Source organism: Sphingobium sp. GW821-FHT02B05, from assembly GCF_059421905.1.
The window spans coordinates 212,537-232,959 of sequence record NZ_JBWKVW010000003.1 but is presented as its reverse complement, the minus strand read 5'-3'; the positions used below and the strand labels follow the sequence as shown (position 1 = coordinate 232,959).

18 protein-coding genes are annotated in these 20,423 nt (G+C 63.6%); 6 read left to right on the top strand and 12 right to left on the bottom strand.

Features of this window, described 5'->3' with window-relative positions; translation table 11 throughout:
* Positions 1-246 precede the first annotated feature (246 nt).
* Positions 247-1,125 (top strand): hypothetical protein, encoded by an 879-nt coding sequence (locus AC07UX_RS13340; RefSeq protein ID WP_495192488.1) that lies wholly within the window; start codon positions 247-249, stop codon positions 1,123-1,125.
* 108 nt (positions 1,126-1,233) lie between these two features.
* The gene (locus tag AC07UX_RS13335) at positions 1,234-2,538 is read left to right on the top strand and encodes a homoserine dehydrogenase (protein WP_495192487.1); all 1,305 of its coding nucleotides are present in this window, start codon (positions 1,234-1,236) and stop codon (positions 2,536-2,538) included.
* Positions 2,539-2,544: 6 nt separating this feature from the next.
* Here the strand turns inward: AC07UX_RS13335 and AC07UX_RS13330 are convergent, their stop codons facing one another.
* Positions 2,545-2,979: a hypothetical protein gene (locus AC07UX_RS13330; protein WP_495192486.1), complete on the bottom strand. Its 435-nt coding sequence runs from the start codon at positions 2,977-2,979 to the stop codon at positions 2,545-2,547.
* Between the two features lie 143 nt (positions 2,980-3,122).
* On the opposite strand from AC07UX_RS13330, the gene glpX reads away from it, so the two are divergent.
* On the top strand, positions 3,123-4,109 hold the full coding sequence (gene glpX / locus AC07UX_RS13325; protein ID WP_495192485.1) for a class II fructose-bisphosphatase: 987 nt from the start codon (positions 3,123-3,125) through the stop codon (positions 4,107-4,109).
* Positions 4,110-4,147: 38 nt separating this feature from the next.
* Here glpX and AC07UX_RS13320 read toward each other — a convergent pair whose 3' ends face one another.
* From AC07UX_RS13320 to AC07UX_RS13285, 8 genes are all read right to left on the bottom strand, one after another.
* Positions 4,148-4,525, bottom strand: a complete 378-nt coding sequence (locus AC07UX_RS13320; protein ID WP_495192484.1) for a MerC domain-containing protein — start codon at positions 4,523-4,525, stop codon at positions 4,148-4,150.
* Positions 4,526-4,614: 89 nt separating this feature from the next.
* On the bottom strand, positions 4,615-6,396 hold the full coding sequence (locus AC07UX_RS13315; RefSeq protein ID WP_495192483.1) for a sensor domain-containing diguanylate cyclase: 1,782 nt from the start codon (positions 6,394-6,396) through the stop codon (positions 4,615-4,617).
* 69 nt (positions 6,397-6,465) lie between these two features.
* Positions 6,466-7,932, bottom strand: coding sequence for a glycerol kinase (locus AC07UX_RS13310; protein ID WP_495192482.1), 1,467 nt, complete (start codon positions 7,930-7,932; stop codon positions 6,466-6,468).
* Positions 7,929-9,437, bottom strand: a complete 1,509-nt coding sequence (locus AC07UX_RS13305; RefSeq protein ID WP_495192481.1) for a glycerol-3-phosphate dehydrogenase — start codon at positions 9,435-9,437, stop codon at positions 7,929-7,931. Before AC07UX_RS13305 ends, AC07UX_RS13310 begins: the two co-directional genes overlap by 4 nt.
* Before the next feature lie 113 nt (positions 9,438-9,550).
* Positions 9,551-10,162 (bottom strand): hypothetical protein, encoded by a 612-nt coding sequence (locus AC07UX_RS13300; protein WP_495192480.1) that lies wholly within the window; start codon positions 10,160-10,162, stop codon positions 9,551-9,553.
* A 234-nt stretch (positions 10,163-10,396) separates the two neighbouring features.
* Positions 10,397-10,774: an ATP-dependent Clp protease adapter ClpS gene (gene clpS, locus AC07UX_RS13295; RefSeq protein ID WP_495192479.1), complete on the bottom strand. Its 378-nt coding sequence runs from the start codon at positions 10,772-10,774 to the stop codon at positions 10,397-10,399.
* A 158-nt stretch (positions 10,775-10,932) separates the two neighbouring features.
* Entirely contained in the window at positions 10,933-11,745 is an 813-nt protein-coding gene (locus AC07UX_RS13290; protein WP_495192478.1) for a phasin family protein, read from the bottom strand.
* A gap of 141 nt (positions 11,746-11,886) precedes the next feature.
* Positions 11,887-13,626 carry a PHA/PHB synthase family protein gene (locus AC07UX_RS13285; protein WP_495192477.1) on the bottom strand — a complete coding sequence of 580 codons (1,740 nt, stop codon included), beginning with the start codon at positions 13,624-13,626 and terminating at the stop codon, positions 11,887-11,889.
* Between the two features lie 143 nt (positions 13,627-13,769).
* On the opposite strand from AC07UX_RS13285, the gene AC07UX_RS13280 reads away from it, so the two are divergent.
* From AC07UX_RS13280 to AC07UX_RS13270, 3 genes are all read left to right on the top strand, one after another.
* Positions 13,770-14,978 (top strand): LL-diaminopimelate aminotransferase, encoded by a 1,209-nt coding sequence (locus AC07UX_RS13280; protein ID WP_495192476.1) that lies wholly within the window; start codon positions 13,770-13,772, stop codon positions 14,976-14,978.
* Between the two features lie 139 nt (positions 14,979-15,117).
* A complete protein-coding gene (locus tag AC07UX_RS13275) occupies positions 15,118-15,594 on the top strand; it encodes a DUF2721 domain-containing protein (protein ID WP_495192475.1) in 477 nt (158 codons plus the stop codon).
* Positions 15,591-16,148: a (2Fe-2S)-binding protein gene (locus AC07UX_RS13270; protein WP_495192474.1), complete on the top strand. Its 558-nt coding sequence runs from the start codon at positions 15,591-15,593 to the stop codon at positions 16,146-16,148. The genes AC07UX_RS13275 and AC07UX_RS13270 overlap by 4 nt, the downstream gene beginning before the upstream one ends.
* On the opposite strand, the gene AC07UX_RS13265 is transcribed toward AC07UX_RS13270, so the two are convergent.
* The 3 genes from AC07UX_RS13265 to AC07UX_RS13255 all read right to left on the bottom strand — a co-directional run bounded on the left by AC07UX_RS13265 (position 16,133) and on the right by AC07UX_RS13255 (position 20,348).
* Positions 16,133-16,942, bottom strand: coding sequence for a DODA-type extradiol aromatic ring-opening family dioxygenase (locus AC07UX_RS13265; RefSeq protein ID WP_495192641.1), 810 nt, complete (start codon positions 16,940-16,942; stop codon positions 16,133-16,135). The two genes, AC07UX_RS13270 and AC07UX_RS13265, sit on opposite strands and share 16 nt — an antisense overlap.
* Positions 16,943-17,281: 339 nt before the next feature.
* Complete coding sequence (locus AC07UX_RS13260; RefSeq protein WP_495192473.1) at positions 17,282-19,849, bottom strand: HWE histidine kinase domain-containing protein; 2,568 nt, start codon at positions 19,847-19,849, stop codon at positions 17,282-17,284.
* On the bottom strand, positions 19,842-20,348 hold the full coding sequence (locus tag AC07UX_RS13255) for a heme oxygenase-like domain-containing protein (RefSeq protein ID WP_495192640.1): 507 nt from the start codon (positions 20,346-20,348) through the stop codon (positions 19,842-19,844). The genes AC07UX_RS13260 and AC07UX_RS13255 overlap by 8 nt, the downstream gene beginning before the upstream one ends.
* Positions 20,349-20,423 lie beyond the last annotated feature (75 nt).

The following is a 20,423-nucleotide window of genomic DNA, read 5'->3' as shown; positions in this document are numbered from 1 at the left end:
GGCAACGACACTCCTTAACTCATCTTACCAGTGGTTTACACAAAATCAGCCAAAAACGACCCAAGCCGACCGGGCTATCCCAATCGCCTTTGGCCCCTGTCCGTTCATTTGCTACCGCGCAAACTCCTATCGCGGCGCATCGTAGCACGCAAACGCTTTATCGTTTTGTTCATTTGCGGTTACCATTTCATATCGGAATGACTTGCCTGTGACATCCTTGCCACTGGCCAAAAACATAGGACGAAGATGACGAAGAAATCCGCCACCCGCCTGACCAGATTGGGTTTGGCCTGCCTCATTTCCGCCGCATCTCCCGCGGTTTTCCCGGCCTTTGCCCAAGATCAGCAATTGGTAACGCAACCATCGGCGGGTATGTTCGCCCTGTCCTATGCCGACATTGTCGACCTGGCGGACAATGCCCCTCTAGTGGCCAATGTGCGCATTCGCAACATCATCCCTTTGAAGCCGGAACAGGCCGGACCTGTCCCGGCGGGGCACAAGAGGCTGTTCATCGAGGCCGATGTAACGGGGCTGATTCGCGGTGAAGCGGGAATCAGCCCCCTTGTAACCTACCTCTACGATGCCCCGACCGACGCGCGGGGGAAGGTGGCGAAACTCAAGAAGGCGCAGATGATCCTCTTTGCCCGGTCGGGCGGTCGCCCTGGCGAGATTCAACTGATCGCACCCGACGCGCAGATTCCGGCGTCGGGTGCTGAAGTAGAACGGGTCAAAGGCATATTGTCCGCCTTGGTCGCGCCCAATGCGCCGCCGCGCATCATCGGGCTGGGCGATGCCTTCCACGTTGCCGGCACGATTGCAGGCGAAGGCGAGACACAGATTTTCCTGCGGACTGAAAATGGCGATCCTGTATCGCTCTCGATCCTTCGCCGTCCAGGACAGGCACCGCATTGGGCGGTGGCACTGGGCGAGATCATGGACGAAGCGGCTCGCCCGCCGGAACCGGGCAGCCTGCTCTGGTATCGAATGGCTTGCAGCCTGCCGGCGACCCTGCCGGCCCGGTCGGTCCGCAGCCTTTCCGTGCAGGATGCAGAGGCGGCCCGCGCCGACTATGCCGTCGTGATCGGCGCGCTTGGCAAATGTGGACGAACCCGCACGCCTTCCTGACGCCGCCTGCTTCCGGCGTGGGCGTCCGGCCGCCCGCTTTTTCTTGGACAGATACGCTGGGGCGGCTATCAGCGCGACGTTCATCAGCCGGAAGGAAGACATAGCGCCATGACCAATCTGCACCGCCATGCCCCGCTGCGCGTCGCGCTTGTCGGCCTCGGCACGGTGGGCGGCGGGGTGATTCGGCTGCTGGAGACTAATGGCGACCTGATCGCGCGCCGCGCCGGCTGTCCGATCCAGATCGTCGCCATCTCCGCGCGCGATCGGAACAAGGATCGCGGCGTCGACCTGTCCCCCTATGAATGGGTGGACGACATGACGACGCTCGCCATGCGCGAGGACGTCGATGTCGTGGTCGAACTGATCGGCGGTGCCGATGGTCCCGCGCTCACCCTGGCGCGTCAGTGCCTGACATTGGGCAAGCCGTTCGTCACCGCGAACAAGGCGATGCTGGCCCATCACGGCCTTGATCTGGCGCGCCTCGCCGAACAGGGCGGCATTGCGCTCAAATATGAAGCGGCGGTCGCGGGCGGCATCCCGGTCATCAAGGGGATGCGCGAAGGGGCCGCCGCCAATGAGATCAGCCGCGTGTATGGGATATTGAACGGCACCTGCAATTACATCCTGACCACCATGGAGAAGGAAGGCCGGGGCTTTGACGAAGTGCTGAAGGAGGCCCAGGAACTGGGCTATGCCGAGGCCGATCCCAGCTTCGACATTGACGGCGTGGACGCCGCGCACAAGCTGACCATCCTCGCCAGCCTGGCGTTCGGCACCGAACTGGATTTCGACGCGGTCGCCATCACCGGCATCCGCGACGTGATCGCCGCCGACATCGCAGAGGCCGCCGCGCTTGGTTTCCGCATCCGTCTGGTCGGCATGGCGCAGAATGGACCTGAAGGCCTGTTCCAGCGTGTCCATCCGATGCTGGTGCCGCTCGACCATCCGCTTGCCCATGTCGATGGATCGCTGAACGCCGTGGTGGCGGAAGGTAATTTCGTTGGCCGCCTCTTCTTCCAGGGGCGTGGCGCAGGCGACGGCCCGACCGCGTCGGCGGTGGTCGCCGACCTGATCGATGTGGCGCGCGACGAATATGGCGATGCCTTCGCCATGCCGGTCGCCGCGCTTACGCCGCAGAACACGGCCGATGCCGGCAAGCGCATCGGTCGGGCCTATCTGCGGTTCAAGGTGCAGGATCGCCCCGGCGTGTTGGCGGAGATCGCCGCGGCCACCCGCGACGCTGGCGTGTCGATCGAAAGCATGATCCAGCGCGGGGCAAATCAGGCCGACGGTGTGCTGGTCGCGATCGTCACCCACGCCGGCGAAGAGCGTTGCGTGCGCGAGACGCTGGAACGGCTGGCCGGATCGGACAGCCTGCTCGACACGCCGATGGTCATGCACATTCTGGACTGACCTGGCCTAATGCTGCCCGGCGCCCTTGAGGCGATCGGGCGGTGGTGGTGATAGGTCAGCGTCGGGATCGACGATAGCGGTCACGACCTTCACCAGCGCACCCACCGCCTGGAACACAGGCAAGCCACCGGTACATCCAGTCCCCTGCCCGCCCACGACACCGCAACTCCCTTGCCTGGGCGCGGTTGCGGAGGCGCGCGGTGCCTCGCCACGGACTTGTACCGACCCAGCCTCTTGCGCGCGCGGCAGCGGCAGGCGCTCCTTCGCATTGCGCTCCGCCCGCGTGCCGCACACCACGATCGCATCGCCGCTGCGGTTGCAAGGGCGGACCGCTTGCGTCTTTTCCCGATAGGCCGCCATCAAAGCATCTCCGTCCGCTTCCTGTGCAGCCAGCGGCCATGCGGCAAACAGAGCGACGAGAGGAAGAAAGCGCTTCATCATGTGGAAGAAAAGCAGCCAATCATGGCCGCATCGTGGCTGCATCATTCTTCGCGGAAGAGTGCGTCGGCCCCGCCCGTCGTTGCTCGACAAGCAGGGGCCAAACGCCTATCTCGGCGATCGATAAGACAAGGCAGAGGAAGTTTATGGTGCAGGGAAGCTCGACGCTCGATCGTGTCCTGGTGCTCGAAATGGTGCGCGTAACCGAAGCGGCGGCGATCGCCGCGTCGAAGCTGATCGGCCGGGGCGACGAGAAGGCGGCGGATGCAGCCGCCGTGGAGGCGATGCGCCTCGCCTTCAACGATCTCTATATGGATGGCACGGTCGTCATCGGCGAAGGCGAGCGCGACAAGGCGCCGATGCTCTATACAGGCGAGAAAGTCGGCAACGCGATCGGCACCGGTCCCAGGATCGACATCGCGCTCGACCCGCTGGAAGGCACCACCATCACCGCCAAGGCAGGGCCGAACGCGCTCGCCGTGCTGGCGATTTCCGAAGAGGGCGGCCTGCTCAACGCGCCAGACGTCTATATGGAGAAGCTGGCGATCGGCCCTGGTTATCCGGACGGCACGATCGACTTGGCGAAGTCGGTACGTGAAAATGTCGAGTCCGTGGCAAAGGCCAAGGGAGTCGATCCCCATGAAATCATCGTGTGCGTGCTCGACCGCCCCCGGCATGAGCGGCTAATTAGCGAATTGCGCACCATTGGTTGTGGCATCATGCTGATTCCCGACGGCGACGTCGCCGGCGTGATCGCGACAACCGATCCGGAAACCACGATCGACATTTACATGGGATCGGGCGGCGCACCCGAAGGCGTGCTGGCCTGCGCCGCACTGCGCTGCGTCGGTGGTCAGTTCAAGGGCAGGCTGCTGTTCCGGAATGACGATGAGAAGGCACGCGCCCGCAAATGGGGCATCACGGACTACGACAAGATTTACGACCTCAACGAGCTTGCGAAGGGGGACTGCATCTTCGCCGCGACCGGGGTAACCGACGGATCGTTACTCGGCGGGGTCAAGCGCCTGCCGGGCGGAAAGCTGACCACGGACAGCGTCGTGATGCGGGCGAGCACCGGCACGGTGCGCTGGGTGAAGGGCGAACATTGGTTCGATCACAAGAACCACAGTTGAAATAGCGAAAAAGGCGCCCGCCGCGCCCCGGCGGCCTGTTAGCGCCCGGCGCGGTGATTGAGGTCGTGCCCCAGCGCCAATATGCCAACGCCCATCAGCGTATAGACGCTTTCCTGAATCCCATGGTCCATCGTCAAAGCGCCCGCCATGACGCCCAGGCCCAAAGCCCCGATCGCCGCCGGCATCATATAGCCATGGACCAGCGCGCCATGGCCGAGCGCAACCGCGCCGAGCAGGATCGCCAGCACCAAGCCGGCTTCATGGAATAGCGGACTTTCGAAGATGCCGCCCGCAGAGGCAAGCAGGCCCAATATCACCGCCGTGGCGAAACAATGGGCCACGCACAGACCCGACAGCGCAATTGCGATGCGATCGATACGACCGTTCATCAGGGCATGGCGCAAAGTCAGTTTCATGGTCGCCGCTACATAGGTCAAGCGATCATAAGTTACAATATAACATCATGAATTTTCGTACGCATGAAGCGGTAGAACCGGCCGAAAAATCAGGCGGCGAGGCGCAGGCAGTTACGGCCGCTATGCTTGGCGCGATAAAGCGCCTTGTCCGCCGCCTCCAGCATCGCCGACCGATCCGACATCCCGTCCAGCTCGACCAGCCCGGCACTGAACGTGATGGTGATGGCAAGGGACGCTTCGACCAGTATCGGGTCCGCCAACAGGCCGCGGAGCCGTTCGCACATCATGCTCGATCGGTCGATGTCGCTATTTTCCAGCAGGATGGCGAATTCCTCGCCGCCCAGGCGACCGATGCTGTCGCCACTCCGCAGGCCAAGACGGATCCGCTCGACAAAGGCACTCAACACGCGGTCCCCGGCACCATGGCCGAAGCGATCGTTGACGGATTTGAAATGGTCGATGTCGATGAGCAGCAAAGAGGAGCGGGCGCCCTTCGTTGCGCGTATAATCTCGTTGTCGAGCTTGTCGAGGAACGCGCGGCGGCTGTCCGCTCCTGTCAACGAATCGCGCGCGGCCACATGTTGCAGGGCGCGCTGGCGTGCCTTGTGCCGGGACATGTCGCGAATCATGCTCACGACGCCGCTGGGCAGGCCACGCTCGTCGATCATCGCCCGGCTCACCATTTCGCACCATTCCAGTCCGTCGGCCATGACCAGCGGCCGGAACTCGACCTTATGGACCGAACCGGGCCGCGCCAGCGCCCGTCGATAAGCGGCGATCACCACGTCACGATCCTGCGGATCGACCAGATTGGCGGCCGCCTGCCCGACCAGCAGCTCAGGGGCGCAACCGATCTGCTCCGTAGCCGATGGCGAGGCATATTGGATCACGCCGTCCACGCCGATATTGAGCACGACGTCGCCGCTATATTCAGCCATGGCGCGATAGCGTGTCTCGCTTTGCTGTAGCATCTGAAACAGCCGCTTGCGCGCCGCCAGTTCGACCGCGACGGGCATGCACAGGAGAAAGGCGAGCGCGAGATAGAATTGGAAAAACTGGATGCGTTCGCCCATCCCCTCCGTCACCCAGCTGAGTGGGCCGATCCCCATCATGGTGGCCTGACCCCCGATCGCAGCAAGCAGGATGATGGCCAGAGCCGAGCCCATATGGCCGACGCGAAAGGCAATGAGCACCAGCGGCAGCAGCGGCGCGAAGAGCAGCGGGTAGCGAGCCCAATGGAAGACATGGACGGTCGTCAGCGCAAACAGGGCGAGCAGCAATAGCGCCTCCACCCGTGTCTGCATGGACGATTCATCCAGCCAGCGGCGACACTCGCCCTGAAAAGCCATGATGAGGATCGGCGCGCAGATCAGGCCGCCCAATACATGGCCGGTGTACCATTGGGTGAAGGAGTTGATGAAAGACACGCCCGTGAGCGTCGAGGCGACCCACGCCGCGCAAAAGCCCGCAACGATATTGGCCGCGCCGCACAGCGCGATCACGAACACGACCAACGGACGAATCGCCCCGGTGACCAGTTTGTCAGCCACGAACCAGCGACAGATCACTGCCACGATCACCGATTCGAGGATGTTGATCGCCGCCATCGGCAGCGCGGCCACCGGCCCCATGCCGACCCAGGCGGTGGCCGCTGCGCTGGCGATGCCGCACGCGACAATGGCGCGCGGCCAATGCGCGGTGCGCGACGTCAGCAATTCCGCCATCAAAAAGGCGTTCGCCGCCCAGATAAAGGCCAGTCCGCCTTCGAAGCGAGATAAGGACAAGGCCACCGCCGCCGCCACGAAATAGACGCAGCCAGTGGCGACCGGTGCGATCCAGGATGAGGGGTGGCGAAGGGCGGTACGCGGCATGTTGCAGCCGGTGCTAAGCCCTCATTCTTAATATTTGCTCTCAACCCCCGTCGCATCGTAACGGAGCCGTTACGAATGGATCAGCAGGCCATGCCATCGCGCCAGACGGGCCGTCCGGACCTCCGCGCCCATGGCCGGCGCGAATCGGGTCAAAGCCGATGCCATGTCGCTCGCCGCCTCCAGCGAGGCGAACAGGCCGCAACCCAACCCCGCCAGCATCGCCGCACCCAGCGCCGTCGTTTCGACGTCAGCGGGTCGTTCGACGGACATATCCAGCATGTCCGCCATATCCTGCGCGATCCAGTCATTGGCGCTCATCCCGCCGTCGATGCGCAACATGCGCCAGGGCGCTCCGTCCGCCGCAAAGGCTGCGGCCAGATCATGCACCTGATGCGCCATCGATTCGAGCGCCGCGCGAACGATATGGGCGCGGCCGGTACCGTGGGCGAGGCCGCTGATGATCCCGGTCGCCTGAGGCCGCCAATAGGGCGCGCCCAGGCCCGACAATGCGGGCAGCAGAACCACTCCACCATTGTCGGGCACGGACCGGGCGATCGCTTCCGTATCGGCCGCCGCCGCGATCAGGCCGAGACCGTCGCGCAGCCATTGGATCAGGCTGCCCGCAACGAAGATGGAGCCTTCCAGCGCATAATGGCGACGTCCGCCAATCTGGCAGAGAACCGTGCCGAGCAGGCGATTCGTGGAGGCTGGCAGTCTTTCGCCCAGTGACGCCAGCACGAAAGCGCCCGTGCCGAGTGTCGCCTTGACCGCGCCGGGCGTCAGGCATCCTTGCCCGATGGTCGCAGCCTGCTGGTCGCCCGCAAGGCCGCAAATGCGGATCGGCCCACCCAACAGGTGGGGAGGGGTTTGGCCGAAATCACCGGCATTATCGACGATGACTGGCAGAGCATTTTCCGGCACGCCGAACATGTCGCATAGCGCACCGTCCCATCCCGTCGCCCCGTCGAGCGCCATCAACTGGGTCCGGCTGGCATTGCTGGCGTCGCTGATATGCAGGCCGCCGGTCAGTTTCCAGACCAGCCAGCTTTCGACCGTCCCGAACGCAAGCCGGTCGCCGGCCGCCGCCACCTCCGGTCGATGGTCGATCATCCAGCGCATCTTGGTCGCGGAGAAATAGGGATCGAGGATCAGGCCAGTGCGCCGCTGGACCAGCGCCTCATGGCCGGCTTCGCGCAATGCTGTGCATTGGTCGGCGGTGCGCCGGTCCTGCCAGACGATTGCCCGGCCCAGCGGAGCACCACTCTGCCGGTCCCAAGCCACGACCGTTTCCCGCTGGTTGGTGATGCCGATGGCGGCGATCCGGTCCGCGCCACCCGCCCGCGTCACCATCTGGCGGGCGCAACCCAGCGTGTGCGTCCAGATTTCCGTCGCATCATGTTCGACCCAGCCGGGCTGTGGATAATATTGGGTCAGGTCCGCCTGCGCGGTCGCGACGCGCATGCCGTCGGGAGCAAAGAGCATCGCCCTGGTCGACGTCGTCCCTGCATCCAGCACCAGCAGGTAACGCTCGCTCATGCCCTGTCCTCCAACCATTGCTCCAGCCGCTCAACCTGTACCCGATCCAGCCGCAGGCCGAGCTTGCTCCGTCGCCAGAGGATATCTTCACTGGTTTGGGCACATTCGCGGGTGATCATGTAGCGGACCTCCGCCTCGCTCAGCCCATGGCCGAAATCCAGTCCCAACCCGCCTGAATCGATGGCGTCCCCCAGCCAGACCCGCGCTTGCGTGCCGTAAGCCCGCGCTATCCGGTCGAGCGTGGCGGATGCCAGAAACGGATAGTCGCGGGCCAGATCGGCGATCAACGCCGTCAGGCCATCCATAGGGAAATTGCCGCCCGGCAGAGGCGCACCGGCCGTCCAATCGTCCCCCTGCAAGGCGGGCAGATGGGGCTTGAGCCGTTCCACCGCCTCTGCCGCCAGATGGCGATAGGTCGTGATCTTCCCGCCGAATATGCTGAGCAGCGGCGCTTCCCCCGGCGCACCATCGATGTCCAGCCGATAGCCTCGCGTCGCTGCCTCCGGCCGGCCTGACCCATCATCCACCAGCGGACGCACCCCGGCATAGGACCATAGGACATCCGCCGGCGCGATCGGCTGTGCGAAGTAGCGATTGGCCGCCTCGCACAGATAGGCGATTTCCTCTTCGCTCGCGACGACATTGGTCAGCCCAGCGTGATGATCCCGGTCGGTCGTGCCGATGAGGGTGAAGTCGCGCTCATAGGGGATGGCGAAGAATATCCGGCCGTCGGGCAGTTGGAAAAAATAGGCATGATCGTGATCGAACAGGCGCGGCACGACGATATGCGAGCCGCGTACCAGACGCATTTTGCGATCGGTCAGCCGATGCGCACGATCCAGCAGGTCGAGCACGGCAGGGCCCGCAGCGTTGACGACCGCCCGGGCACGGAACGCCCGCCCCTCCCCTTGCGCATTTTGAGTGTGGATATGCCACAATCCCTCGGCCCGCTCCAGTTGGACGACTGCGGTGCGGGTACGCACATCTGCGCCACGGTCGGCGGCGTCGCGCGCGTTCAAGATGACCAGCCGGGCGTCATCGACCCAGCCATCCGAATAGCAATAGGCCCGGCCGAAGCCCGGCTTCAATGCCTTTCCTGCGACATGGCGGCGCAGGTCGATCGCCTCGGTCGCCGGCAAGGCCCGGCGGCCACCGATATGATCGTAGATAAAGAGGCCCAGTCGCAACATCCAGCGCGGACGCAGACCTTTCGTCCATGGCAGAATGAAGCGCATCGGATGGACGATGTGCGGAGCGATGGCCCAAAGTCGCTCCCGCTCGATCAGCGATTCGCGGACCAGCGCGAAGGCATGATGCTCCAGATAGCGTAGCCCACCATGAATCAGCTTCGTCGAGGCGGAAGATGTGCCGCTGGCAAGGTCGCCCTGTTCCAGCAAGAGCACGCGCGCACCGCGCCCGGCGGCATCGCGCGCAATGCCGCAGCCATTGATGCCGCCGCCGACGACGGCCAGATCGTAAATATCCGCTGCTTGCGTCTCGCTCACGCCCCATGATGTAGGCGGCGCCGGCGGATGAGGGAACCGGCAAATATAAACCCGGCGGCGACGCGCCATAGCATGCCGCCGCCAGGGCTTCGTCAGTCCCCGGACGAAGAGGGTCAGGCCAGGCTGTCGATCACCAGGCCGCTATTGCTGCTGTCGGCGCTGGTCGCCGCGCCGCCGTACAACGACTGAGACAGGCTGCTGCGCAGATTTTCGAGGAAGGCGATGATGGAATCCAACTGATCCGTCGCACCGGTCGCGTCGGTGCTGCTGGTCGTGCTGCCATCCTCGCTATCCTCGCTCGATGCAGACGGCGGCGGGCCAGGCGGCGGACCGCGCATCGGGCCGGCGCCGCCGACGCCCTCCATGCCATCGATGCCCAATCCCTGCTCTTCACCACTGGCGTCCGCCGTGCCGGTCGATCCGCCCGGTCCTTGCGCGAAGACACTTTGCAGCGCTGCGGCCTGATCCTCGGTCAAGGTGCCGGCCGACACCTGATCGTCGATCAGCGAATCGATCCGATCCTTCATCTCGGACGGATCGAGTCGCGAACTATTTTCACTGGCAGAGGATGAGAGCGCGCTGCCGATCGAATCCAGCGCGGTTTCCAGGGCGTCGCCATCGACTTGCGACAGCGACCCCGTTTCCACAGCCGCATCGATCTTGCGATCCATCATCGCACGAGGTGACGGCGGCATGTTCATCATATAGCTATTGATACTGGTCATGATTGAAGTCCCCACTTCATTTCAGTAGGGTCATCATGCCGGCAAAGTCTGAAAAAACTTTATATTTCAATGACGTAATTTATTGAAATATAAGCGCTACACTTGCCGAGCGTGGGTTAACGCGCGTCTGAAATGCGCTGCGTTCAATCGGACGCAGGTTGCGCGCTCCTTTTTGCCTTCGCATCGCTCTTAGCGGAAAATCGGTTCCCACTTTTTCGCACGATGCGTTAGCAATCAGGCTTTTTCCAGCGTGCATTGCAGCGGGTGCTGGTTCTGCCGGGCGAAATCCATCACCTGATTGACCTTCGTTTCGGCCACTTCATAGCTGAACACGCCGCATATGCCGACGCCACGCTGATGGACGTGGAGCATCACGCGCGTCGCTTCCTCCATGTCCATGCGAAAGAAGCTTTGCAGAACATGGACGACGAATTCCATCGGCGTATAGTCGTCGTTGAGCATCAGCACCTTGTAGAGCGAAGGCTTTTTGGTGCGGGTACGGGTGCGCGTGGCGATACCGACATTGGGGCCGCCGGGGCCTTCGCCCTGATCGTCCGAATCCTGGCCGGCCATGGCGACGGGGCCTGCATGGGATGGGGTAAAGCTGTTCATGATGCCCAAGGATATGGCGATTTCCCGCTCCATGGCAAGGGGCGGGATGTTCGATCCGACGGCTGGCGGCAATAATTCAGCCTCAACGCGAAAGGGGCGCCGCCCTCCTTCCGGAAAGCGACGCCCCTTTCAGCCTATGTCTGGAAAAGCGTGGCCGATCAGGCGGCCAGCGCCTTCACCTTGTCCGTCACCAGCGTCATGCGAGCGGTCAGCGGCTGGGCGACGTCGCCCGCCAGCTTCATCATCGCTTCGCTGTTCTTGGCGGCTTCCTTGGTGAACTCGTCGAAGCTGCTCGACAAGAGTTGGCTGTGCAACTGGAAGAATTCGGTCGGCGTCTTGACGGTCGAGAAGCTCTTGAGCGTGGCGGTCGCCTTTTCGAAATTCTTCTTGCTGTAGTCGACGGCTTCCTGGCCGAGCGTTTCCATGCCCTTGGCCGCGATCTTGCCCGATTCGACCATCGCTTCGACATTGCCCTTGGCGATGTCGCTCAGCTCTTCGATCGCCTTGGTCGATTTTTCAACGCCGACCTTCGCCTTTTCGTTGAAATCGGCATAGGCCGTTTCGAACTTGGCTTTGGTGTCTTCGGCGAACTTCTTTCCGGTTTCGATGACGTCGGTCATGGTCTTGGTTCCTTCTGCGGGCGTCGGCTGGGTCGCGATGATAGGTTCGGCCTTTTCGATCAGGCTCTCTGTGGTTTCGAGTATCGACGAAGGGGTCGGCGTGGGGGCCGGCGTCGGGGTAGGCGTCGGCGCGGGAGTTGGCGTCGGCGTCGGCGTCGGCTCCTTCTGCGGATTGGTATCGATCGGCTTCACCGCCGCCGAAATCGCAGCCGGCTTCTTGGGCGCAGACTTCTTGACCGGCGCGCTGCCGATGGCCGATTCGGCCGCCTTGAGCGCCTCGGTCGCCGACAGCGTCGTCGAACCAGCCTTGCCACGCGGGCTGAGCTTCGGGGTCTTTGGTGATACAGCCATGACCATCCTCCGTTTGTTGCACTGCACAATAAACCTTTTGCACTGCATCTGCAACGTCTATTGTGCAGTGCAACAAAATTGACACTGGCGGTTCGTCCGCTTAGCCGCACGTCCCGTCGAAATGCGCAAAATAGCGCCGGTTCACCGCTCCTTTACGTAGCGGCCGGGGGCGTCCTCTATGGCTTTCAGTCGACCCTTGCCTGGCTGGCGCGCGCCCTTGGCCGGCACCTGGCGCGAATCGCGTTCCGCGATCCAGGCACGCCAGTCCGGCCACCAGCTACCCTTCGTTTCGGTCGCTGTGGTGAGGAAGTCGTCCAGCGTCGCCTGCGGCCGAGCGGAGGACCAATATTGATATTTATTCGCCGCCGGCGGATTGACCACGCCTGCGATATGGCCCGACCCTGCCAGCAGGAAGCGTATCGGCCCGGCAAGATTTTCCGTCAGCTTCCATACGCTTTCGAGCGGCGCGATATGATCCTCCCGCCCGGCTTGCACATAGGCCGGCGTCATCACCCTGGTCAGGTCGATCGGCGTGCCATCCACACTGATCGCGCCGGGCACCACCAGCAGATTATCGCGATAAAGCTGGGTCAGATAATCCCGGTGCCAGCGCGCCGGCAAGTTGGTGGTGTCGCCATTCCAGAAGAGCAGGTCGAAGGGCGGATAGTCGAGTCCAAGCAGATAATTATTGACGACATAGTTCCAGATCAGGTCACGCCCGCGCAGCAGGTTGAAGGTCGCGGCCATGTAGCGCCCGTCGAGAAAACCTTTGGACGAGAGCTGGTCCACAAGCTTCATCTGTTCGTCATCGACGAACAGGGTCAGATCGCCGGCGTGGGCGAAATCCACCTGGGCGGTGAAAAAAGTGGCGCTGGCGACCTTGTCCCCCTGCCCCCGCGCCGCCAGCAACGCCAGGGTCGCCGCCAGCGTGGTCCCCGCCACGCAATAGCCGATGGTGTGGACGCTCTCCACCTTCAGCAGATCGCGCACCGTGTCGATCGCGTCGATCTGGCCGCGCAGGATATAATCGTCCCACACCAGATCCTTCATCGACGCATCAGCCGACTTCCACGACACGAGGAAGACGCTGATCCCCTGATCCACCGCCCATTTGACGAAGCTTTTCTGCGGCGACAGGTCGAGAATGTAGAAGCGGTTGATCCAGGGCGGGAAGATGATGAGCGGCGTTTCCAGCACCGTTTCCGTCGATGGCGCATAATGGATCAGCTGATAAAGCGGGGTTTCATGGATGACCTTGCCCGGCGTCGCGGCGATATTGCGACCCAGTTCGAACTGGGTGCCGTCGGTATGGGTCAGTTGCCCCTTTTCCAGATCGGCCAGCATATGCTTGAGGCCCTTGACCAGATTTTCGCCCCCACTTTCGATCGTCTTTTGCATGACGATCGGGTTGGTCAGCGGAAAATTGGAGGGCGACAGCGCGTCGAGCATGCCCGTGGTGGCAAAGCGCAGCCTGGCCTTCGCCTTGGGATCGACGCCATCGACCGCGTCGGTCAGGCGGGTCAGATAATCCGACACGAGCAAATAGCTCTGTCGGATGAGGTCATAGAAGGGATGTTCGCTCCAGGCCGGGTCGGCAAAGCGGCGGTCGCGCGCCGCAGCCGGGCTGCCCGCCGGCGCGGGATCGGGCTGGTCGCGCAGCAGGCCGCCTGAATCGAGAAAGCGCTGCCACAGCGCCAGTCCTTCGTCGGCGAAGCTGGTCTGGATGCGCGACACGATTTCCGGGTCGAAAGGCAAGACGCGACCGGTCGCACCTGCCGCCTGTTCCAGCATCAATTGCTGGGCACGGCCGATAACCTGCGTCCATTGTTGCATCTGTTCCAGCGTAGGCAGGTGGGGTTCCATGACGTCCGTCTTATCCATGGCCACCTTGCTCCTCCTGGCATCATCGTCCTGCGCCGCTTTCACTGGCGTGTCGCAATCGAGCGAGTTATAGCCAGATTGTGACACGCCAACGGCGTGCCGCGCACTATTCCCTACAGAGAGCTTTCAGGAAAGCCCCTATAATGTCCGAAGAATTTTACCGCATGAAGCGTCTGCCGCCCTATGTCATTGCCGAAGTCAACGGCATGCGGGCCGCCGCGCGGGCCGCGGGTGAGGACATTATCGACCTGGGCATGGGCAATCCCGACCTGCCGCCGCCCGACCATGTCATCGCAAAACTGATCGAAGTGGCGCAGAAGCCGAGCGCCCATGGCTATTCGCAGTCGCGCGGCATCCCCGGTTTGCGCAAGGCGCAGGCGAACTATTATGCGCGCCGTTTCGGCGTGGAGGTCGACCCAGACAAGGAAGTGGTCGTGACCATGGGGTCGAAGGAAGGTCTCGCTTCCCTCGCCACCGCGATTACCGAGCCGGGCGATGTCGTGCTGGCCCCCAACCCCAGCTACCCGATCCACACCTTCGGCTTCATCATCGCGGGTGCGACCATCCGGTCCGTGCCGACGACGCCGGACGAAAATTATTTCCGCTCGCTCGACCGCGCGATGGCCTTCACCGTGCCGCGCCCGTCGATCCTGGTGGTCAATTATCCGTCCAACCCGACGGCCGAGACGGTCGATCTCGCTTTCTACGAACGGCTGGTCGCCTGGGCGAAGGAGAATAAGGTCTGGATCCTGTCCGACCTTGCCTATTCCGAGCTTTATTATGACGGCAATCCCACGCCCTCCATCCTTCAGGTGCCGGGCGCCAAGGATGTCGCGATCGAGTTCACCTCTCTGTCGAAGACCTACTCCATGGCCGGATGGCGCATGGGCTTTGCGGTGGGCAATCAAAAGCTGATCGCGGCGATGACGCGGGTGAAAAGCTATCTGGATTATGGCGCGTTCACGCCCATTCAGGCGGCGGCCTGCGCGGCGCTCAACGGGCCGCAGGATATCGTCGAGAAGAACCGCGAACTTTATCACAAGCGCCGCGACGTGCTGGTGGAAAGCTTCGGCCGCGCCGGCTGGGACATTCCACCCGCCCGCGCCTCCATGTTCTGCTGGGCGCCGCTGCCGCCTGCGCTCAAGGATATGGGGAGCCTTGAATTCTCCAAGCAGTTGCTGACCCATGCCAAGGTCGCGGTGGCGCCGGGCGTCGGTTATGGCGAGGACGGGGAAGGCTTCGTCCGCATCGCCATGGTCGAAAATGAACAGCGGCTGCGGCAGGCGGCCCGCAACATCAAACAATATCTAAAGTCCATGGGCGTCAACACGCCGGCCAAGGGCGCGGCCTGACGGGCACGGCGCCCCGGTCGGCACCGGGGCGCTCGACCGCCCGAAAAGTGGCGTTTTGCGACCTATTTATACAGGACGTCGCCCCTTGCCCCCTGCCCCGCGATGAAGGATAGATTCGCGGGATGATAGGTTCCTTTTGATGATCCCCCTGCCCCAGGTCAGCCAGGTCGCGCAAACCATCCAGCTGGCGCTGGCCCCGGTGTTCCTGCTGGCGGGCATCGGCGCGTTCCTGAACGTTTGCGTCAGTCGCCTGGCGCGGATCATCGACCGGGCGCGCGATGTGGAAAAGATGGTGCTGTCCACCCGCGGCAAGGAACATGACCGGATGGTCGCGGAAATACGCGTGCTGGATCGCCGCATGAGCGTGGTGAACAGCGCCATCTTCCTGTCGGTCGCCTCCGCCTGCGCGGTCTGTCTGGTCGTCATCCTGCTATTTGCCGGCAACCTGTTCAATGCCCATCTGGGTACCCCGGTCGCCATCTTGTTCAGCCTGGCCATGGTGCTTCAGGCGGCAGGTTTCGCCACTTTCATCCAGGAAATCCGGCTGGCGTCGCGGATCATCCATATCCGCAACGAGGTTCTGTTTCACAAGGCGGAAGAAGAGGACGCGGCATGACCCGCTTCACCGTCAACGACCGGCCGATCCAGTATCGCATGGACCCGCACACGCCGTTGCTGTGGGCATTGCGCGACGCATCGAACCTGACCGGGACCAAATATGGCTGTGGCACAGGGGATTGCGGCGCCTGCACCGTGGATGTCGATGGCGAGGCCGTGCGGTCCTGCCAGGTCACGATCGGCAATACCGAGGGCCGCTTCGTCACCACCATCGAGGCGCTGTCGCCCGATCGCGGCCATCCGCTGCAACAGGCCTTCGCCGCCGACAATGTGTCCCAATGCGGCTATTGCATCCCCGGTATGATCATGGCCGCGTCCGTACTGCTGCGCCGGACCAACGATCCGAGCGACGAAGAGATTGACGGCGCGATTACCAATATCTGCCGCTGCGGCATCTATCCCCGGCTGCGCGGCGCGATCAAGCGGGCCGGGCGGATCATGCGGGGCGAGGAGCAGGGTGACGGCGCGGCGCCCCCGCCGGGCATCACGCCGGAAGATGCGGCGCGCACGGTGCCGGCACTGGGGCGCCCGGCACCTCAGCCGAAGCGATAGCCCGACACCGACCAGCCCATGACGGAGCTGCGATGGGTGCAGGTTGCGCTGTCGTCGCCCCCAGCCCCCAGCGCCACCATGAGCGGCAGAAGATGTTCTTCGCGCGGATGGGCAAAGCGGGCGTGGGGCAGTTGGTTCCAGGCCGCGACACGGGTGGCGCGGGCCTGCGGATCGGGGTCGGTCACGGCGGCGGTCAGCGCCTCATCCCAGACGGTGGACGGTGCGATCGCCTGCGGCCCGCGGACGCGCAAATTGTGGAAGCTCATGCCGGAGCCGACGATCAGCACGCCTTCGTCGCGCAAGGGAGCCAGCGCCCGGCCTGCGGCGATATGGGCGGCCGGATCAAGATCATGGCGCAGCGACAATTGCGCGAGCGGAATGTCGGCATCGGGCAGCGCGACCTTCATGGGGATGAAGACGCCATGGTCCCAGCCGCGCGCCGCTTCCTCGCCCGTGGCGAAGCCGGCATCGCGCAGCAATGTGGAGGCGCTGTGGGCCAGGCCGGGCGCGCCCGGCGCATCCCAGCGCAATTGGTAGGTGTGTGGCGGGAACCCGTAATAATCGAAAAATAAGGGCGGCCGATCGCCGCTATGGACGGTGAAGGCCGCTTCCTCCCAATGGCCCGACACCAGCAATATGGCGCGGGGCCGTTCCGGCAGGCCGGCGATCAGACCCGCCAGATAATCCTGCATTGGCTGCCACATCGGGTCGCTATGCGGATGGTCGGGGTCGGACGGGTCCATGAAGAAGCAGGGGCCGCCGCCATGGGGAATGAACAGGGTAGGCTGGGTCATCATGGGGTCCGGCAATAGGATTTCGCGGGCTTAACTTCGCACATTTCCCGCATGTTTCGACATTATGTTGCGTGGTGAAGATCCTATCGGAAAGTCATCCAGCTGCCGGCCATCTTGTCGTCATCATAGCGGCACGACGGGATGTAGGACAGGATAGTCGGTATGATGGACAGATTGGCGCAGGGCGGCCGTTCCGCAATCGGAGAGGCGGAAACTGTCCGTTTCGCGGCATCGCGAATTGTGGCCCGCAGACCAGGGTCATGGCCGGCCGTTCCAGAGATAGTCGCGCTACGCAAGGCGTTGCTTACCTGCTTGTCGACTTCGCCCGAAGCGAACGGATCAGGCCGGATCGGTCTCAATCACCGGGGCAAGCGCCTGCGCCAGGGTTGCGCCGCTATAGGGCTTCTTCAGCAGCGTCGTCGCCTTGAACCGGGCGGGCAGTTCCAGCCCGTCGCCATAGCCGGTGGCGAAGATGAAGGGGATGCCGCGTTCGGCGAGCAGATCGGCGACCGGCAGGCTGGTTTCATGACCCAGATTAAAGTCCAGCACGGCAAGGTCGATCGTCTGGATCGCGATCGCCTCATGCGCGCGGCCAACGCTGGCGGCGGTGACGACGTCTGCACCCAGGTCGCGCAACGCATCCTCGCCATCCATGGCGATGATCATATTATCCTCGACCAGCAGAACGTTTCGGCCATTGAGCAAACCGGGCATGACCGGGGCCGCAGGCTTGGCGCGATCGGCGACGGTCGCGTCTGGCAGGACCGATACGACATGGATGGACGGGATGCAGAAATGCGCCTCTATCCCGGCCAGTCGAAAATTGATGTCGGCATGGCCGCCCAGATCATAGGGGATGGACCGTTCGATGACGGTGGAGCCAAAGCCGCGACGGGTCGGCGCAACCACGGGCGGGCCGCCGCTTTCGGTCCAGTCGATCAGCAGGCTGCCATCCTCATCCACGCGCCAGTCGATCGTCACCATGCCGCTATCCGACAGGGCGCCATATTTGGCGGCGTTGGTCAGCATTTCATGGATCACCAACGCCAGCACGGTGAAGCAGCCGGGCGTAAGCAGCACATTGGGACCGGACAATTGCACCCGGTCGCTGCGTTCGCCGAGATAGGCGCCCGATTCGATCTCTATCAGGTCGTAGAGGCGCGCCGGACTCCAACGGTCGGCGGTAATCTGGTCATGGGCGCGGGCCAGCGCATGGACGCGGCTTTCCAGCGTGCCGATAAATTCGTCCACCGAGCGGGCACTGTCGCGGGTCTGCGACAACAGGCCACGGATCAGCGAGAGGATGTTGCGGACGCGGTGGTTGAGCTCCGCGATCAGCAATTCCTGCTTTTCATGCGCCCGCTGCCGCTCCGCATCGGCGGAATCGGACATGCGCAATATGACTTCGAGCAGGGCGGTGCGCAGCGCTTCGGCCACCCGCAGTTCGGCGGGCAGGAAAGGCAGCGCCACGCCCTTCACCAGCTCCGACCAGGATTCGAAACTCTTGCGCGGGGTCAGGCGCGGACCGTTTGGCCCATATTCGATTTCCTTTTCCGGATTGCCCGCCCAGCGCACGGACCGCAGCTGTTCGGCGCGGAACAGCACGACATAGTCGCGCGGCCGACGCGACAGGGGGATAGCCAGCACGCCCGATACGCGATCGGCATAGGCAGCCGCTTCGGGCAGGACCGAGGAGAGACTGTCAGTCGTATAGACCTGGCCGGCCGCGACGCGGTTCAGCATCGACACGATCGCGACGAAGGCGGGCGCATCGGGGACCAGGCCGGAGAAGGTCATCTGCCCATCGATATAGACCCCCACGCCATCGGCAGGAATGGTGTCGTAAATGATGTCGCCCAGCCAGCGGGCATTGGTCAGCAGGTCATGGTCCTGCGCCACCGCCGAGAGCAGCCGGTCGGCCACCTGCCGCGCCTTGCCCTCATATTCGGCGGTCTGTGCGCGCTCGCGGCTTTCGAGCATCATCGAGAATATCTGACCGAACAGTTCGGCCGCGCTACGCTGCGCGAAGGTGGGCAGGCGCGGGGCGTAATGGTGGCAGGCGAACAGACCCCATAATTTCCCCTCCACGATGATCGAGATGGAAAGAGAGGCGCCCACGCCCATATTGCCCAGATATTCGATATGGATCGGCGACACCGCGCGAGTGAGGCAGAGCGACATGTCGAGCGCAGCCCCGGTGGGGTCCAGCGCCGGGACGACCGGTACCGGGACCGCCTTCACATCGGCGATCACGCGGAAGATGTTGCGCAGATAGAGCGCGCGGGCCTGCGCCGGAATATCGGAAGCGGGATAATGCAGGCCGAAGAAACTGTCGATGCCGGGCCTCAGCGCTTCGGCCACGACTTCGCCATCGCCGCCCTCGGCAAAGCGATAGACCATCACGCGGTCGAAACCGGTCAGCGCCCGCACCTGCCGCGCGCCATCGCGCAGGAAGGCGGTCATGCCGTCGGCCTGCGCCAGGCGCGCGACCATGGAGCGGACCGTGCTGCTTGCCTCCATTTCATCATGGCTGGCCGGTTCCGCCTCCACCACGACCAGCTGGCCCGAAAAGTGGACGGCGACGTCGAAAGGCGGGCCGCCAGCCATCAGCGGGATCGAGAACAGCCGCTCGACCGAATCGGGACCGCGCAGCAGGGTGATGCGATTGCGCAAGGCATGGATGGCTTCGCCGTCCAGCAAGGCGGCGACCGGCTTGCCCAACATATCGTCGGGCGTCAGGCCGATAAATTCCGCGCTATTGGCCGACACGCGCGACACCAGCCAGTCGGCGGTCAGCGCGATGAGGAAGCCGAAGGGCTGAACCGTGCCCAGCACATGAATGGGTTCGCGATCGCAATTGCTGAGATCGACCGAGAAATGGGGCTGGTCAGCGTCGCGATCAGCCATGGGCCGGTACTTTGCTTGCCTGCTGCCCTGCCTGCGCGAACAGGGCGAAGGCGGCTTGAGCGCCCTGCACGGCGTCATCCAGCCAGCCTTCGCCGCCTTCCGCCGCTGCGCCGTCGAGCGCGCGCTGGAAGGCTATCCATTCGCCCTTGCCATGGGCCGCCGAAAGATAGGCCTTGGGCAGGCCGGGGGCGACCTGTCGCGACAGCATAGCGCCACCCAATCGCGATCCTTCCAGCGTATAACGCAGGCCCCAATGAAAGCCGTCGGTGCCGCTGGCGTCCAGCGGCAGAGGTTCGGGCAGCGCAAGAGGGGCAGGCAGGGCCAAGTCGAGTGCGGCCAGATCCTGCGCCAGCAACGGCAAGCGCGGAGCCTGCGGTCGTGCAACGGATTCCAGCGCGCCCAGCGCACGAGCATGGGCGGTCAGGAACGCGCGATAGTCGCCCGGCGAATCAAGCGCGAAATCGGCATAAATGGCATCAACCCGACGATGACTCTCCATCGTCGCTTCCCGCAGGGCCTGGCGAACGGTTGGCGCGTCGAGGCCGGCATCGGAAGATTTCGTCACTCGTCAGTC

What these genes read in the sequence shown, in the direction of transcription:
- AC07UX_RS13340 (WP_495192488.1), top strand. Translation starts at nt 247, where the DNA reads ATGACGAAGAAATCCGCCACCCGCCTGACCAGATTGGGTTTGGCCTGC.
- AC07UX_RS13335 (WP_495192487.1), top strand. Translation starts at nt 1,234, where the DNA reads ATGACCAATCTGCACCGCCATGCCCCGCTGCGCGTCGCGCTTGTCGGC.
- AC07UX_RS13330 (WP_495192486.1), bottom strand. Translation starts at nt 2,979, where the DNA reads ATGATGAAGCGCTTTCTTCCTCTCGTCGCTCTGTTTGCCGCATGGCCG.
- glpX (WP_495192485.1), top strand. Translation starts at nt 3,123, where the DNA reads ATGGTGCAGGGAAGCTCGACGCTCGATCGTGTCCTGGTGCTCGAAATG.
- AC07UX_RS13320 (WP_495192484.1), bottom strand. Translation starts at nt 4,525, where the DNA reads ATGAAACTGACTTTGCGCCATGCCCTGATGAACGGTCGTATCGATCGC.
- AC07UX_RS13315 (WP_495192483.1), bottom strand. Translation starts at nt 6,396, where the DNA reads ATGCCGCGTACCGCCCTTCGCCACCCCTCATCCTGGATCGCACCGGTC.
- AC07UX_RS13310 (WP_495192482.1), bottom strand. Translation starts at nt 7,932, where the DNA reads ATGAGCGAGCGTTACCTGCTGGTGCTGGATGCAGGGACGACGTCGACC.
- AC07UX_RS13300 (WP_495192480.1), bottom strand. Translation starts at nt 10,162, where the DNA reads ATGACCAGTATCAATAGCTATATGATGAACATGCCGCCGTCACCTCGT.
- clpS (WP_495192479.1), bottom strand. Translation starts at nt 10,774, where the DNA reads ATGAACAGCTTTACCCCATCCCATGCAGGCCCCGTCGCCATGGCCGGC.
- AC07UX_RS13290 (WP_495192478.1), bottom strand. Translation starts at nt 11,745, where the DNA reads ATGGCTGTATCACCAAAGACCCCGAAGCTCAGCCCGCGTGGCAAGGCT.
- AC07UX_RS13285 (WP_495192477.1), bottom strand. Translation starts at nt 13,626, where the DNA reads ATGGATAAGACGGACGTCATGGAACCCCACCTGCCTACGCTGGAACAG.
- AC07UX_RS13280 (WP_495192476.1), top strand. Translation starts at nt 13,770, where the DNA reads ATGTCCGAAGAATTTTACCGCATGAAGCGTCTGCCGCCCTATGTCATT.
- AC07UX_RS13275 (WP_495192475.1), top strand. Translation starts at nt 15,118, where the DNA reads ATGATCCCCCTGCCCCAGGTCAGCCAGGTCGCGCAAACCATCCAGCTG.
- AC07UX_RS13270 (WP_495192474.1), top strand. Translation starts at nt 15,591, where the DNA reads ATGACCCGCTTCACCGTCAACGACCGGCCGATCCAGTATCGCATGGAC.
- AC07UX_RS13265 (WP_495192641.1), bottom strand. Translation starts at nt 16,942, where the DNA reads ATGACCCAGCCTACCCTGTTCATTCCCCATGGCGGCGGCCCCTGCTTC.
- AC07UX_RS13260 (WP_495192473.1), bottom strand. Translation starts at nt 19,849, where the DNA reads ATGGCTGATCGCGACGCTGACCAGCCCCATTTCTCGGTCGATCTCAGC.
- AC07UX_RS13255 (WP_495192640.1), bottom strand. Translation starts at nt 20,348, where the DNA reads ATGGAGAGTCATCGTCGGGTTGATGCCATTTATGCCGATTTCGCGCTT.